Below are 14,643 nucleotides of genomic sequence, written 5' to 3' on the forward strand. Positions count from 1 at the left end.
TCAGACCGCGCCCGCGGCGAGTGCGGCGCGCCAGCCGCCGTACTCGCCGATATCCTTCCCCGCCGCGGCGGCCGCGCCCTCACATCCGAAAGCCGTTGTCCAGCTGCCATTGTCGAGTTCGACGCGGCCGAGTTGCATCGGCGCGGGCAGCCCGGCGAGGAACCGGCCGAGCGCCGCGGGGGAGAGCAGCCAGCGCTCGCCCGCGATGGAGACGCCGAATTCGCCCGCGGGACAACGGGTTACCGCGGGTTTGGGCGGGGTGGTGTCCAGCGCGGCGAGCCGATAGTGCGGTGCGGTGCGCACCTCGCCCGCCCAGCGGGCGCCGAGGTCGGTGAGCTGATGTGCCAGGGGTTGGCCGCGCAGATGTGCGCCGAATACGACCAGTTCGCAGGTGGCGGCGATGCCGGCGGGCCATGCCTCGGCGAGGGTCGCACCGCTGATCAGGGCCGCGATATCCAGCGCGACCGCATCGTCGAAGGCTCGCGCGTACACGGTGACGCCGAATTGCGCCTCGCCCGCACTCCCCGCCGGAACGGCCACCGCGCACAGATCGAACAGATTGCAGAAGTTGGTGTAGGTCCCCAGCCGGGAGTTGACCCCGATCGGATCGTCCGCCACGGCCGCGAGCGTCGGCTGTGTCGGCACGGTGGGAGTGAGCAGCGCGTCGGCGTCGGCCATACTCGCCATGGCGATCTCGCGCAGGCGTTGCAGCTCCGCCAGATCGGAGACCAGCCGATGCGCGGGCAGGTCGCGGGCCGCCGAGATGATGGACGCCACGGTCGGATCGACCTCACCGGGGTGAGCGTCGACGAATTGTCCTACGGCCGAGTATCTTTCGGCCACCAGCGCGCCGGCGTAGAGCAGGCGGGCGGCCGCCAGGAACGGTTCGGGGTCCACGGGCACGATCCGGACGCCGCGTTCGCGCAGGGCGTCCACCGTGCGCTCGTAGGCCGGAACCCAGTCCTGATCCAGGTCTGGAAGCGAATCGAACACGGCCACAACGGGTTCCGGTGGGGCCGCGAGTCTGGTATCGCTCGGCCACAATCGCCCCGGTGCGCCCGCGGCCAGTGCGCGCATGGCGCGATCGGCGAGTGCGAGATCGGCGGCCAGGATGGTGACGCAGTCATAGGATCGGCAGGCGGGAACGACTCCGGCCGTGTCGACCACGCCGACGGTCGGTTTGATGCCGACAATGCCCGCGAACGCGGCGGGCACCCGGCCGGATCCGGCCGTATCGGTGCCGATCGCGATATCGGCCTCGCCGCGCGCGACCGCCGCCGCGGAGCCGGAACTCGAACCGCCGGAGACGTATTCGGGCCGCCGGACATCGGATACCGCGCCGTACGGCGACCGGGTGCCGACCAGTCCGGTGGCGAACTGATCGAGATTTGTCTTGCCGAGGACCACCGCACCGGCCGCGCGCAGGGCCGCCACGGACGCCGCGTCCCGCTCGGGGGTGTAGGCATACGCGGGACAGGCCGCGGTGGTGGGCAACCCGGCCACATCGACATTGTCCTTGACCGCCAGTCGCAGACCCGCGAGAGGCCCACGCGCCGAGGCTGTTTCGGTCGCGATCGCGCTCTGGTCGCGCCGGTGGATCCACACGCTCATGCGCGTCCCCTCGTCTCGGTGAGTTCGCCCGCGGCGTGCCAGGAATTGCGCTCGGCGGTGAAGGCCGCCCGCTGGCGGGTGCGGAAGTCGGCGATCGACGCGGCGTTGTCGGTCAGGAAGCGGCGATGGTCGGCGAGGCGGAACTCGCCGTCCTCGACGCGCAGCCGTATATCGCCCGCGGCGAAGTCGGCCCGCAGATCCAGCAGTTCCTCCGCCGAGACCGGATACCAGCGAATGCGATCGAAATAGTCCAGCAGCCAGGGATTTTCGTTATCAGAGCCGTGCCGCCACACCTGCGTGGTGCGCCCGACGAACTGATAACCGCCCGGCCCCTCCATACCGTATACGCACAGATAGGCCCCGCCGATGCCGACCGCGTTCTCCGGCGTCCAGGTACGGGCGGGATTGTATTTGGTGGTGACCAGTCGATGCCGCGGGTCGATCGGGGTCGCCACGGGTGCGCCCAGGTAGACGTCGCCGAGGCCGAGCACCAGATATTCGGCGGCGAATACGGTGTCGAAGACCGCGCCCACATCCGCCAAACCGTTCATCCGCCGGATGAATTCGATATTCCACGGGCACCACGGCGCATCGGCCCGCACACCGTGCATATAGCGGGTGATCGCCTCGCGCGTGGCCGGATCGTCCCACGACAGCGGCAGATGGACGGTGCGACTGGGCACCACGAGCTCCTCGCCCGGCGGCAGCACCGATTCCGCCTCGCTCAGCAGCCGCAGCAGTTTCGTCGTCGAGAGTCGATCCGGATCGATGCGGACCTGCAGCGAGCGGACGCCGGGCGTGAGCTCGGTGATACCGGGCTCGCGGCGTTCCAGCAGGTGCTGGTGCAGGGCGTGGACCCGGGCGCGCAACCCGAGATCCAGTGTCATATCGCCGTATTCGATGAGCAGGCCGTCGTCCCCGGCGCGACGATAGGTCACGGCGGTGGTGTCGTCGGCCTCGCCGCGGGTCAGTACACCGTCGTCGCCGTCGCCGCCGCCGGACAGTACGAACGGCCACTGGGCGCGACGGGCGGGACCGGTCTCGCGCGGCGAGGCGGCCCGATCGGCGCGGACGGGTACGAAGCGAACCTTGTCGCCGGGTGCGAGTTGTCCGAGTTTCCAGCGGTCGGCGGCCACCACGGTCACCGGACAGACGAATCCGCCCAGGCTGGGTCCATCGGGTCCGAGCAGGATCGGGGTGTCGCCGGTGAAGTCCAGTGCGCCGACGGAGTAGGCGGTGTCGTGGATATTGGAGGGATGCAGTCCGGCCTCGCCGCCGTCGGTGCGGGCCCATCGCGGTTTCGGGCCGATCAGCCGCACGCCGGTGCGATCGGAATTGAAGTGGACCTCGTAATCGGTGGCGAGAATGGTGTCGAAGTCCTCGCGGGTGAGGAATTCCGGTGCGCCGTGCGGACCCTCGGTGACGGCGAGCTGCCAGCGATTCGACAGGACCGGACGCAGGTCGGCGGGTACGCCCGGGGTGACATAACCGTGGTCGCCGCCGAGGGTGAGCCGATCCTGGGCGCGCAGCGGTGCGCCGGTCGCCCCGCCGAATTTGCCGAGCGTGAAAGTCGCTGTGCTGCCGAGATATTCGGGAGCCTCGATACCCCCGGCGATCAGGACATAGCACCGCATACCGGGCCCGGTGACCGGGCCGACATCCAAGACCGAGCCCGCGGCGACCCGGATCGCGCGCCACTGCGGCGCGGGGTGTCCGTCCACCCCGACGGCGGCCGGTGCGCCGGTCACGCAGACCCAGGCCGCGGCCGAGAAGCGCAGCGCCGGACCGCCGAGCGTGCACTCCAATCCCGCCACGCCCTCGGCATTTCCGAGGACCCGGTTGCCCAATCGGAACGACAGATCGTCCATCGGCCCCGACGGCGGCACCCCGACGTGCCAGTAGCCGATCCGCCCGGGCCAATCCTGGACGGTGGTCAGCATGCCGGGACGCAGGACCTCGAGGTGGCCCGCGGACGAAGTCATCGGGTGACCACCATGCGCACCGGGGTGGGATCGAAACCGTTGCAGGGATTGTTGATCTGTGGGCAGTTGGAGATCAGCACCAGGGTGTCGATCTCGGCGCGCAGGGTGACCTTCTTCCCCGGGGCCGAACGGCCGTCGACGATTCCGAGGGTTCCGTCCGCCTCGACCGGAACATTCATGAACCAGTTGATATTCGACACCAGATCCCGTTTGCCCAGACCCCATTTCAGGCCCTCGGCCAGGAAGTTCTCCACGCAGGCGTGCTGGTGGCGGGTGTGGTGGCCGTAGCGCAGCGTATTCGACTCCTGTGAGCAGGCCCCGGCGACGGTGTCGTGGTTGCCCACCTCGTCGGCGACGACCGTCATGAGCGCGGTGCCGTTCTCGGTGTAGAGCACGCTGCCGGTGGTCAGGAAGATATTGCGCTGCGCGGTGACCGTGGCCTGCGCGCTGTAGCGGTCGCCGTGATCGGCGGCGGCGTAGAGCAGACAGTCCACGGCCTGATTGCCGTGCAGATCGATGATCTCGAGCCGCTGTCCGGCCCGGACGATCGCCGACCAGGGTGAGCGGGCGGGGACGGTTTCGTCGAGGACGGTACTCATACCGACTCTCCCTCCGGATGGGCGGCACGCCACGCCTGCTCCGTATTCTCCACGGCCCGTTGATATTCCGGGTCGGCGCTGTGCGGCCGGGTGAGGTCGCTGGGTGCGGACCAGGCGACGACGTCGAGATCGGTCGGGGCGGTCGGATCGAGCGGATGTTCGGCATTGGCCACCAGTACGATCACCGGCAGGTGGATCAGCAATTCGACCGCCGCGCCCGAGCCCGCGCCGCCGGTCGGGGTGAGCGTCCCGTTCGACTCGACCCGCACACCGCGGAACAGGCTCACGCTCGGACCGATGTCCCGGGGAGTCAGCCCGTGTTTCGCCCCGGCCAGCCGCAGGGCCTGCCGAGCCGCGGGGCCCGGCCCGCACAGGGCGTCGTGGCGGGTGGAGGTGTCGGCCACGATCGTGGCCAGGACGCGGCCCTGATCCGACAGCAGCGGATGACCGGTGCCGAGGTACGCCTGCCAGGGCACCTTTACGGTATCCGCGACATTCAGCCGCTCCCAGGGGGATTCGGCCCGAAGCAGCAGCAGGTGCGCACACGCCGCGCCCGCGGGATCGGACAGGCGCAGCCGAGTGCCCCGGCCGAGCACGATATTCGCATAGCCGCCGGAGGGGATGCGTCGTGCGACGAGCACCTCCGTCGCGCTCAATCCCTGCGGCAGGGTGGGTTCGGCGATCGCGGCGTCCGCCGCCTGTGAGCGCGCATGATCGCGGGCTCCGAATGTGGATGCGGTACTTGGCATATCCCGTCCTTTCCGAATCGTCAGAGTTGGGCCGCGGCCGATCGCATCGAGACCAGCCGATGCACCAGTACTCCGACGGCCACCGTGATGGCCATGAAAAGCGGTGCGGCCCAGAGCATCCACCAGCCGCCGCCATTGGGCGTGTAGACCTCCGCGCGGGGCCACGCCAGGTTCACCGCCATGGCGACTCCCCACGCGACCGCCGCGGCATTCACCGGGATGCCCCACCGGCCCAGATCGAAATGCTTTCCGGTGGTGGCGGTCTGCTGTCCGGGGCGGCCCTTGATCCGCCACACCAGCAGCGGCACCGTCACCAGCAGATAGGCCAGATAGAGCGTCACGATGCAGACGCTGGCGAGGGTTGCGAAGATGGCCGCGTTGCCGAGATTGACCACCAGCAGCGCGATGCCCAGCACACCGATCACCGCCGCGGGCAGCACCGGCGTCCCGAAGCGCGGATGCACCGCGGCCAGCCGCCGCGCGAAGGGCAGCCTCCCGTCGCGGGCCATCGAGAACATCAGGCGCGATCCGGCGGTCTGAATGGCCAAGGTGCACACGGTGATCGCGATGGCGACGCAGATCAACAGCACCTTGCCCGCCGGGCTGTTCAGCTTCGCCGAGATCACATAGGCCAAACCCTCGGTCGCCAGGCGGCCGTCGTCGAGGGCGGGCGCGGCCATGAGCGCGCCGAGCAGCATGAGCCCGCCGCCCAGTCCGGAGACGGTCAGCGCGGTCAGAATGGTGCGCGGTGCGACCCTGCGCGGATTGTGCGTCTCCTCGGAAAGCTCACCGGCGGAGTCGAATCCGACCATCACATAGGCCGCCATGAGACCCGATACCAGGAACGCCGCCCAATACGGGCCGGGCGCCGCGGTACTGGTAGCGAACACCACATCCGGCCCGCGATCGGTATGGGTGAAGAACAGGGCCACCGTGGCCGAGACGCCGATGATCTCGACCGTCACGCCGATCGTATTGATCCGCGCCATCAGTCCGATGCCGAGCGCGTTGACCACGGTCGTCAGCACCAGCAGCACGCTGCCCAGTACGACCGCGTTCGCCGCACCGGATTTCGAGGTGAGCGCGGCGTCCTCGCCGATGAGCTGGAAGCCGCTCCAGATCGAGGGCAGCACCACCTGCAGCGCGATCGCCGCGGCGGCGGCCGTCACGATCTGCGCGATGATCATCATCCACCCGGCGAACCAGCCCACCAGCTCCCCGGCCAACCGCCGCGACCACTGGTAGATACAGCCCGAAATCGGGTAGCGCGCGGCCAATTCCGCGAAATTCAGGGCCACCAGGAACTGTCCGGCGAATACGACCGGCCAGGTCCAGAAGAACCCGCCGCCGCCGAAACCGTAACCGAAGCCGAAGAATTGGAAGATCGTGGTGAGAATGGAGACGAAGGAGAAGCCCGCCGCGAACGAGGCGTAGCGACCGAGCTTGCGTTGCAGCACCGGTCGATAGCCGAAACGTTCCAGATCGGCGCCGTCGGGGAGTTCGGGCAGGGTGAGGGTGGCGGCCATGGGCGGGAATCCTTCAGCGTCGTGGCCAATATCTATCGCTCGAAAGTTTTCCAAGGCCAGGGTGACCGATGGTGACGCCCGTGTATCGGGCCCGGCGATGGGGGTAACTTCTGTGTTTCCGTGATTTCTGTCGTGTGACAGAAAACTCTCCGACCAGGTCGCGACGGTCGCGATAGCGGCATGGTTCAGAATGGGTGCCGTGACGCAATCCGGACCCGGTCGCCCCCGTCTCGAACCGCGGCGCAGGCAGGGCCGGACGCCGCGCGCGGAAATCCTGGACGCCGCCGCCGAGCTGTTCACCACCAGGGGTTATGCGCGTACCTCGACCCGCGGTATCGCCGACGCGGTCGGTATTCGGCAGGCCTCGCTGTATCACCACTTCGCCGCCAAGGACGACATCCTCGACGCGTTGCTCGATGAAACCATCACCGGCCCCCTGGAATTGGCCCGCCGATTGCGGGACGATCCGGCCCCCGCGGTGGTCCGATTGTACGCCCTGGTCCGTTTCGACGTCGGCCAATTATGTTCCGCGCGTTGGAATCTCGGCGCGCTGTACCTGTTGCCGGAGCTGCGCTCGGAGCGGTTCGCCGAATTCCGCGGTCGCCGAGACGAATTGCGGGAGTATTACGAACAGTTCGCGGCGGCGGTGCTCGACGGGAAAGTCGCGCCGAATGCGAGGGCGCTGCCGTTTCGATTGGTCGAATCCGTCATCAATATGCGTTCCGACGAGGGTGCGGCCCCGGCATACGCCGAGCATCTGATTCCCGAGGCCGTCCTGTCCATGCTCGGCCGATCCGATGATCCGGCCGAGATCAGGGCAGCCGCCGAGGATCTGCTGCGCGGGCTCGGCGGCTGACGAGGTCTACCAGTCGATCAGATCGAGTTCGCGCAGACGGCGGAAGACCAGCATCGAGCCGGGGGCGACGTGCGGCATGGTCTCGTATTCGCCGCCGGTGAAATAGCGCAGCTCGGCCACCTCGCTGGTGGGGCGCGGATCGCCGGTGAGATCGGCGGTGAAGCAGGTCATGTGCAGCTGCACGCCGGGGGCCTCGCCGAAGGCCTGGCACTGGAATACGCCGAATTCGTGATGGGCCGCGACCTCCACGCCGAGCTCCTCGCGCACCTCGCGATACAGCGCCTCGACCGGTGTCTCGCCCGGATCGATCTTGCCGCCCGCCATATAGAAGACGTCCTTGTGGGCCGACCTGGCCTGCAGCAGCCGCCGATCGCGGACATACGCCAGCGTGGCCGTGTGGATCATCGGATTCCTTTTCGGTCAGTGCACCGGGGGCGCGAGCTTCCAGTGCTCGTGCAGCGCCTGGGCGATGGTCGGCAGGATGGTCACCGGAATCTGTTTGTGGCGCAGCATCGTTCGGATCTGGAGGACCTGTTCGCGTTTGCGATGCTCGTAGGCGTTGGAGATCGGGCGGATCACCGGCGGGATGCTGAGCAGGATCAGCTCGCCGTGCGGTTCGTCGCCACCCGCCAGATCCAGGGCCAGCGACCAGCGGGCGCGCTCGTCGAGGGCGAACCGCGCGGCGACCACGCGGGTCCAGTCGATACTCGTCTCGGCCCACGGGGTGCGGCAGTAGATGGCGCGCTCGGTCAGCAGCACCACATCGCGGCCGAACAGCGCCACCAGCAGCGTGATGCCCGCGACCAGCCCCGCGAACAGTCCGGTGACGACGCGGTTCACGCCGAACGCGGCGACGAAGGCGACACTGACGATCGTGATCGTCAGCACCGCAAGCGAACCGTAGAACACCGCTCGCCGTCCGGACACCACGCCCGCCCGCACCATTCGCATACCGACCTCCTGGCTACCGCGCGTCACCACCGTACCGGGAGTTCGGGTTGGAGTTCCGCTCGATTTACGAGCGCAGCGCGACCGCCGCCTCGGCGGTGTACACCAGGAAGGTCAGGCTCTGCTGGAAATACAGCTGGACCGTCTCCGCGTCGTGTGACAGATAGCCGATCGACAGATCCTGTCCCAGTTGCAGATCGAAGTCGCCGCCGCGCGTGGTGAGTACGAACGCGCCGTCGATCGCGGGCGCCCAGATGATCTCGCCCTCGGGAATCAACCGCTCGATATGGGTGCGGATCGGATGGCCGTGATCGGAGGTCTCGCTGACCTGGGTGTAGAGGTCGGCGCTGAGCAGCACCGAATACGGCCCGTCCACACCGGCCAGCCGCAGCGCGCTGAGCGCCTGGGCCACGGCCTCGGGCACCAGGCGCGGATCGCCGGGCAGGACGATTGCCTGATTCGACGAGGCCGACCGGATCCCGGTGATATTGGCGGCCGGATAGCCCTCGAAGATCGCGCGGTCCTCGGCATAGGCGATCTTGCGCGCGGCGTCCTTGACCGGATCGAGGTCGGCGTCCTGCGCGCCGCGCTCGACATTGTCCAGTTCCGTGCGCGAGAGGGTGAACGGCACCCGCAGTTCCACCAGCGGGGCGACGAGTCGTTGCCGCGCCTGCACACCCTTGTCGGGTGCGTCGATCGGCGCGGTGCGGCCCAGCCCGACGGCCGAGTAGTCGGTGCCGTGCGGACCCGACAGATCCACGACACGGCGTCCGGCGATATGCCGCTTGAACGTCCGCGACGCCTCCTCCTCGATCGCCGACCAGGCTTCGGAGGTGATCGGCGCCAGTTCGCGATGCAGATTGTTCATGCTTTGCTCCTTTTCAGCGTGCCGATACCGAGAGAGCCGTCCCCCGTGGACGCGGCAGTGGGTTGTTCCGGGGTCGCCGCCGCGGGCGGGTCCGGCATATCGTCGAAGAAATCCAGGGCCGGCACGAAGAACAGCGTGCCGGTGACGGCTGTGGAGAAATCCAGGATGCGGTCGTAGGCGGCCTCGGCGCTGCCGAGGAACATGCGCACCAGCATGCGTTCGGTGACGCTCGGGGTGGCGGCGTAGGCGACGTAGTAGGTGCCGAATTCGCCCTCGCGCACGCTGCCGAACGGCATATTGGCGCGCATGATCTGACGTTCGGTTCCGTCGGGGTCGATCAGCGTATTCACCGCGACATGCGAGTCGGCGGGCTTGTCCTCGTCGGACAGTTCGAAATCGTCGAGTTTGGTGCGGCCGATGACGCGCTCCTGCTCGGCGACCGACAGCGCGTTCCAGGCGTCCAGATCGTGCAGGTACTTCTGCACGATCACATAACTGCCACCGGTGAATTCGGGGTCCTCGTCGCCGATGAGCGTGGCCGCCGCCGCGGCCCGGCCCTCCGGATTCTCGGTGCCGTCGACGAATCCGAGCAGATCGCGCTGCTCGAAATAGCGGAAGCCGACCGTCTCATCGATGACGGTGGCCGCCCCGCGCAGCCGCGCCGCGATGGTCATCGCCAATTCGAAGCAGGCGTCCTGGGATTCGGCGCGGATGTGGAACAGCAGATCGCCGGGTGTGGCGGGGGCCCGATGGCGGGGGCCGTCGTAGCCCGGAAACTCGTGCAGCTCAGCTGGTCTCGGACCGGTGAAAAGCCGGTCCCACGCCGCGGCGCCGATACCCGCGATGACGCCCAGATCGGTACCGGGCAGCCGGAAGCCGATCGAGCGGCGCAGGCCCTGCAGATCTTCCAGCAGATCACGAACTACCGGCTCGCCCCCCGCGTCGATGGTCGCGACCAGGAAGATCGCGGCCCGCGTGAGCGGATCGAGAACCGGCTGCGGCTCACTCATGATCAACAGCCTACGGGGCCGCGCCGACAGGGCGGCGATTTGGTTGCCGGGTGGCTGCTCGATCGACCGCTACTTCGCGACGGTCAGCAGGAACGCCACGTCGTCGAGGGCCTTGACGCTGTGCCGCGCGTCCGGAATCACCAGCAGGTCTCCCGGCGAGCCCTTCCACTCTTTCGCCCCCGCGATCAGGGTCAATGTGCCGCTGAGGACCTGCAGGGTGGCCTCGCCCGGATTCTCGTGTTCGGCCAGGCTCTGGCCCGCGGTCAGTGCGATCACGGTCTGGCGCAGGCTGTGGGTGTGTCCGCCGCAGAGGGTCTGGGAACTGCGTCCGCTCGTGGCCGCCGCGGCCAGCTTGAGTTGCTGTCGAGCGACCGCGGTCAGCGATTTCTTGTCCATGGACAACCTTTCACGGATCAGCCGATAGCGGGCCCGGGGCTGCGGGCCTGATAGTCGTGAGTATGCCGGACGAATACCCGTGGCTCCGGCGGTTTCACCGTTGCGGTTTCGCGTCGGTCTCAGCGCAGGTAGTGCAGGAAGCGATAGCGCAGCCCGCTCGAGGATTCGCGCCAGCCGCTATCGGTGTCGACGCGCCAGTCCGGTCCGATCTCGGGTGCGTAGGTGTCGCCGTCGATATCCGCGTCGATCTCGGTGACCTCCAGATCAGTCGCGTAATCCATTGCCGCCCGGTAGATTTCACCGCCGCCGAGCACCCATACGGTCTCGCCGTCGAGCAGGCGCAGGGCCTCCTTCACCGAACCGGCTCGCTCCGCGCCCGCGGCCGTCCAGTCCGGCTGCCTGGTGACGACGATATTGCGCCGATCCGGCAGCGGGCGAAATCGCGGGGGCAGCGAATCCCAAGTGCGCCGACCCATCACGACCGGATGTCCCCGGGTGATCTCCTTGAGATGGGCCATATCCTCGGGCACCCGCCACGGAATGGCGTTGTCGACGCCGATGACCCCGCGCGTGGTCTGCGCCCAAATGAGCCCGATCACACCGCCACCGGCGCCTTGATCGCCGGATGATGCTGGTAGTTCAGGATTTCCACATCCTCGTAGCGATAGTCGAACAGCGTGGTCGCCGGATGCAGCCGCAGCCGCGGGAACGGATACGGCTCGCGGCCGAGCTGTTCGGTCACCTGGTCGAGGTGGTTGTCATAGATGTGGCAGTCGCCGCCGGTCCAGATGAAGTCGCCGGGCAGTAGCTCGGCCTGCTGGGCGACCATATGCGTGAGCAGGGCGTAGCTCGCGATATTGAACGGCACGCCCAGGAACAGATCGGCGCTGCGCTGATACAGCTGACACGACAGGCGGCCGTCGGCGACGTAGAACTGGAAGAACGCGTGACAGGGCGCGAGCGCCATCTTGTCCAATTCCGCGACATTCCAGGCGGACACGAGCATGCGGCGGGAATCGGGATCGGTGCGCAGCGTGTGCAGGACCTGTGCCAGCTGATCTATATGGGTGCCGTCCGGAGTCGGCCAGGAGCGCCACTGCACCCCGTAGACCGGACCCAGTTCACCGTCGGCGTCGGCCCACTCGTCCCAGATCGAGACGCCGTGTTCCCGCAGCCAGCGCACATTCGAATCGCCGCGCAGAAACCACAGCAACTCGTAGACGATCGACTTCAGATGCACCCGCTTGGTGGTGATCAACGGAAAGCCGGCCGACAGGTCGTAGCGGAGTTGGTGGCCGAAGACGCTGCGGGTGCCGGTGCCGGTGCGGTCCGATTTGGCCGTGCCGTGCTCGAGTACGTGTCGCAGCAGGTCCTCGTACTGGGTATCGATGCCCATGACTGGCAAGCTTACGCATCGTGCGAAAGCTGTTCGTGATCGGAATCGGGGCGGGCGACCCCGACCAGGTGACATTGCGGGCCGTCGCGGCGCTGGGGCAGGCCGAGGTGTTCTTCGTCATCGGCAAGGGCGAGAGCAAGCGAGAACTGGTCGATGTGCGCTCGGCCATTCTCACCGCGCATGCCACGCAGCCCCACCAGATCGTGACGATCGCCGATCCGCCGCGCGAGCGAACCGTGGCCACGACGCCGGACTATCGCGATGTGGTCGAGGACTGGCACGAGCGCCGGGCCGAACTGCTGGAGGCGGCCTTCGCTCGGACCGAGGGCGTGGGCGCGATTCTGGTGTGGGGCGATCCGTCGCTGTACGACAGCACGCTGCGCATGGTGGAGCGGGTGCTGGCCCGGGGCGCGGTGTCCTTCGACTACGAGGTGGTGCCCGGTATCACCAGTGCGCAGGCGCTGGCGGCACGGCATCGCATCGTCCTGCACGAGATCGGCGAGCCGGTACACATCACCACCGGTCGCCGGGTGCGCGAAGAGGGCGTCGCCGCAGGGCAATCGACGCTGGTGATGCTCGACGGGGAATGTTCGTTCACCCAGGTGCCCGGGAATGATCTGCATATCTGGTGGGCGGCGTATCTCGGTATGCCGGACGAGGTTCTGATCGAGGGGCCGCTTCGGCAGGTGGAGGAGCGAATCGTGCGGCGTCGCAACGAACTTCGTGAGCGCAAGGGGTGGATCATGGACATCTATCTGCTGCGATCGCGTCGGTAGAGTCTTTACATCGCCGGGTCGGCGCTATTTACTACCTTCTGTAGTAAGCCGGGAGGGGTGAGCGTGCGATTCGGGCGTAAGGCGCTGCGGTGGTTGGCTTTCGCCGCGCTCGTGGCGGGGGTGTTGATCGTCGTGGGTGGTGTGCTGGTGCGGGTCACCGGGTCCGGGCTGGGCTGTCCGGAATGGCCGCGGTGTACCGCCGATTCGTTCGGGGCGACCGCGGAGACGGGTCGCCACGGCGTCATCGAATTCGCGAATCGGCTGGTGACCACGGGGTTGTGCGTGATCGTGGGGCTGTTGTTCGTCGTCGCGCGGTGGCAGGTGCGGCCCGTGCCCGAGGTGGTGCGGTGGGTGTGGGTGCAGGTCGGGATCGTCGGGCTCAATGCGGTGGTGGGTGGTGTGACCGTGCTGGCGCGATTGAGTCCGTATGTCGTGGCCGCGCATTTTCTCGCCGCGGTCCTGCTGCTGACGGCGGCGACGGTGACCTGGGATCGGGTGCTGCGCCTCGATACGCCCGGCGGCGCGGCCGTTTCCACGCGGCTGCGAGCGCTGGGGCGAGTGCTGATCGCCGCCACGGCCGCGCTGACCATGGTGGGAGCGGTGGTCACGGGAACCGGGCCGCACGCCGGGGATTCGGCGCGGGTCACCCGAATGCCGTTGCCGTGGACCGCGACCGTCGTCGCGCACGGACTGCTCGCGGCACTGGTTCTCGGCACGGTCCTGGCCATGCGATACGCCGCCGAGCCGGGTACGGCCGTGCGGGAGCGCGCCACGATCCTGGTCCTGGTACTGGCCGGCCAGGGCGGCCTCGGCGTCGTGCAGGCCTTCGCGCATCTGCCCGGACCGCTGGTCTTCGCCCACGTCGCGGTGTCGGCGCTGCTGTGGATCGGCGCGGTGCGACTGTATCTGGATACCAACGAACCGGTGCGTGTCGGTGCGGGCCGGTAGGCTGCGATCGTGCCCGAGTTACCGGAGATCACGGCGCTCGAGCGGTTCCTCGCCGAGCATGCGGTGGGCGCGGTCGTCGGGCGGGTCGATGTCGCGGCGCTGAGCGTGCTGAAGACATTCGATCCGCCGGTTACCGCGCTGTCCGGTCGTGACGTCACCGGGGCCGGGCACTGGGGGAAGCATCTGGGATTGCAGTGCGACGGGCTGTGGTTGATCACGCATCTGTCGCGCGGGGGTTGGTTGCGCTGGCTCGACGAGCCGAGTGCCGCGCCGCCCAAACCCGGTAAGGGGCCGCTCGCGCTGCGGGTGCATTTCTTCACTCCCGAGGGTGCGACGCCCGCCTTCGATCTGACCGAGGCGGGCACCAAGAAGCGGCTCGCGGTGTGGGTTGTCGAGGATCCGCACATGGTTCCCGGCATCGCTCGGCTGGGGCCCGATGCCCTCGAGATCGACGAGCAACAGTTCGCCGAACTGCTGCACGCCACCTCGCAGCGACTCAAGACCGCCCTCACCGACCAGGCCCTGCTCGCGGGCATCGGCAACGCCTACTCCGACGAGATCCTGCACGCCGCGAAGCTGTCCCCCTTCGCAACCGCCTCGAGCCTGAGCGAAGACAAGATCACCCAGCTCTACACCGCGATGCGCACCATCCTCACCGACGCGGTCACCCGCTCGGTGGGCCAAGACGCCGCCCGCCTCAAGGGCGAAAAGCGCTCCGGCCTCCAGGTTCACGCCCGCACCGGCCTCCCCTGCCCGGTCTGCGGCGACACCGTCCGAGAAGTCGCCTACGCCGACAAGTCCTTCCAGTACTGCCCCACCTGCCAAACGGGCGGCAAAATCCTCGCCGACCGCCGCATGTCCCGCCTCCTGAAGTAGCCCCACCACTCGCGGGAGAACCTGGGCGGTTCTCCGGTGGTCGGTCGGAAGCCGGGACCCAGATGCACCCGCGTCGGTTCGCGGTGGCGAAGCGACCATCTG

Annotated in this window: 16 protein-coding genes; 4 read left to right on the top strand and 12 right to left on the bottom strand. The window is 68.1% G+C overall.

Going from position 1 to position 14,643, the window contains the following annotated elements; translation table 11 throughout:
- From atzF to NP4_RS07595, 5 genes are read right to left on the bottom strand one after another with little or no spacing between them, the layout of a single operon-like run.
- Positions 1-1,611 carry an allophanate hydrolase gene (gene atzF / locus NP4_RS07575; RefSeq protein ID WP_067994084.1) on the bottom strand — a complete coding sequence of 537 codons (1,611 nt, stop codon included), beginning with the start codon at positions 1,609-1,611 and terminating at the stop codon, positions 1-3.
- Complete coding sequence (locus tag NP4_RS07580) at positions 1,608-3,593, bottom strand: 5-oxoprolinase/urea amidolyase family protein (protein WP_067994087.1); 1,986 nt, start codon at positions 3,591-3,593, stop codon at positions 1,608-1,610. Before NP4_RS07580 ends, atzF begins: the two co-directional genes overlap by 4 nt.
- Complete coding sequence (locus NP4_RS07585) at positions 3,590-4,192, bottom strand: urea amidolyase associated protein UAAP2 (protein ID WP_067994089.1); 603 nt, start codon at positions 4,190-4,192, stop codon at positions 3,590-3,592. Before NP4_RS07585 ends, NP4_RS07580 begins: the two co-directional genes overlap by 4 nt.
- The gene (locus NP4_RS07590; RefSeq protein WP_067994092.1) at positions 4,189-4,941 is read right to left on the bottom strand and encodes a DUF1989 domain-containing protein; all 753 of its coding nucleotides are present in this window, start codon (positions 4,939-4,941) and stop codon (positions 4,189-4,191) included. Before NP4_RS07590 ends, NP4_RS07585 begins: the two co-directional genes overlap by 4 nt.
- A 20-nt stretch (positions 4,942-4,961) precedes the next feature.
- Positions 4,962-6,467 (bottom strand): amino acid permease, encoded by a 1,506-nt coding sequence (locus NP4_RS07595; RefSeq protein ID WP_067994094.1) that lies wholly within the window; start codon positions 6,465-6,467, stop codon positions 4,962-4,964.
- A 199-nt stretch (positions 6,468-6,666) separates the two neighbouring features.
- On the opposite strand from NP4_RS07595, the gene NP4_RS07600 reads away from it, so the two are divergent.
- On the top strand, positions 6,667-7,323 hold the full coding sequence (locus NP4_RS07600; protein ID WP_114755624.1) for a TetR/AcrR family transcriptional regulator: 657 nt from the start codon (positions 6,667-6,669) through the stop codon (positions 7,321-7,323).
- Positions 7,324-7,329: 6 nt separating this feature from the next.
- Here the strand turns inward: NP4_RS07600 and NP4_RS07605 are convergent, their stop codons facing one another.
- The 7 genes from NP4_RS07605 to NP4_RS07635 form a co-directional block, all read right to left on the bottom strand.
- Positions 7,330-7,728, bottom strand: a complete 399-nt coding sequence (locus NP4_RS07605; protein WP_067994099.1) for an NUDIX hydrolase — start codon at positions 7,726-7,728, stop codon at positions 7,330-7,332.
- 15 nt (positions 7,729-7,743) lie between these two features.
- Entirely contained in the window at positions 7,744-8,274 is a 531-nt protein-coding gene (locus tag NP4_RS07610) for a hypothetical protein (protein ID WP_067994806.1), read from the bottom strand.
- Positions 8,275-8,338: 64 nt separating this feature from the next.
- Positions 8,339-9,139: a family 1 encapsulin nanocompartment shell protein gene (locus NP4_RS07615; protein ID WP_067994101.1), complete on the bottom strand. Its 801-nt coding sequence runs from the start codon at positions 9,137-9,139 to the stop codon at positions 8,339-8,341.
- Complete coding sequence (locus NP4_RS07620) at positions 9,136-10,149, bottom strand: Dyp-type peroxidase (protein WP_067994104.1); 1,014 nt, start codon at positions 10,147-10,149, stop codon at positions 9,136-9,138. The genes NP4_RS07615 and NP4_RS07620 overlap by 4 nt, the downstream gene beginning before the upstream one ends.
- Before the next feature lie 69 nt (positions 10,150-10,218).
- Positions 10,219-10,545 carry a cupin domain-containing protein gene (locus NP4_RS07625; protein ID WP_062509271.1) on the bottom strand — a complete coding sequence of 109 codons (327 nt, stop codon included), beginning with the start codon at positions 10,543-10,545 and terminating at the stop codon, positions 10,219-10,221.
- A 119-nt stretch (positions 10,546-10,664) separates the two neighbouring features.
- The gene (locus NP4_RS07630; RefSeq protein WP_067994107.1) at positions 10,665-11,144 is read right to left on the bottom strand and encodes a dihydrofolate reductase; all 480 of its coding nucleotides are present in this window, start codon (positions 11,142-11,144) and stop codon (positions 10,665-10,667) included.
- A complete protein-coding gene (locus tag NP4_RS07635) occupies positions 11,141-11,941 on the bottom strand; it encodes a thymidylate synthase (RefSeq protein WP_067994111.1) in 801 nt (266 codons plus the stop codon). Before NP4_RS07635 ends, NP4_RS07630 begins: the two co-directional genes overlap by 4 nt.
- A gap of 20 nt (positions 11,942-11,961) precedes the next feature.
- On the opposite strand from NP4_RS07635, the gene cobF reads away from it, so the two are divergent.
- The 3 genes from cobF to NP4_RS07650 are packed head-to-tail and all read left to right on the top strand — an operon-like array spanning position 11,962 to position 14,541.
- The gene (cobF, locus tag NP4_RS07640) at positions 11,962-12,717 is read left to right on the top strand and encodes a precorrin-6A synthase (deacetylating) (protein ID WP_067994114.1); all 756 of its coding nucleotides are present in this window, start codon (positions 11,962-11,964) and stop codon (positions 12,715-12,717) included.
- Between the two features lie 57 nt (positions 12,718-12,774).
- Positions 12,775-13,665, top strand: coding sequence for a COX15/CtaA family protein (locus NP4_RS07645; RefSeq protein ID WP_067994116.1), 891 nt, complete (start codon positions 12,775-12,777; stop codon positions 13,663-13,665).
- 9 nt (positions 13,666-13,674) lie between these two features.
- On the top strand, positions 13,675-14,541 hold the full coding sequence (locus NP4_RS07650) for an Fpg/Nei family DNA glycosylase (RefSeq protein ID WP_067994119.1): 867 nt from the start codon (positions 13,675-13,677) through the stop codon (positions 14,539-14,541).
- The last annotated feature ends 102 nt before the right edge of the window (positions 14,542-14,643 follow it).

The sequence above is a fragment of the Nocardia pseudobrasiliensis NBRC 108224 genome (assembly GCF_001613105.1).
Classification (GTDB): domain Bacteria; phylum Actinomycetota; class Actinomycetes; order Mycobacteriales; family Mycobacteriaceae; genus Nocardia; species Nocardia pseudobrasiliensis.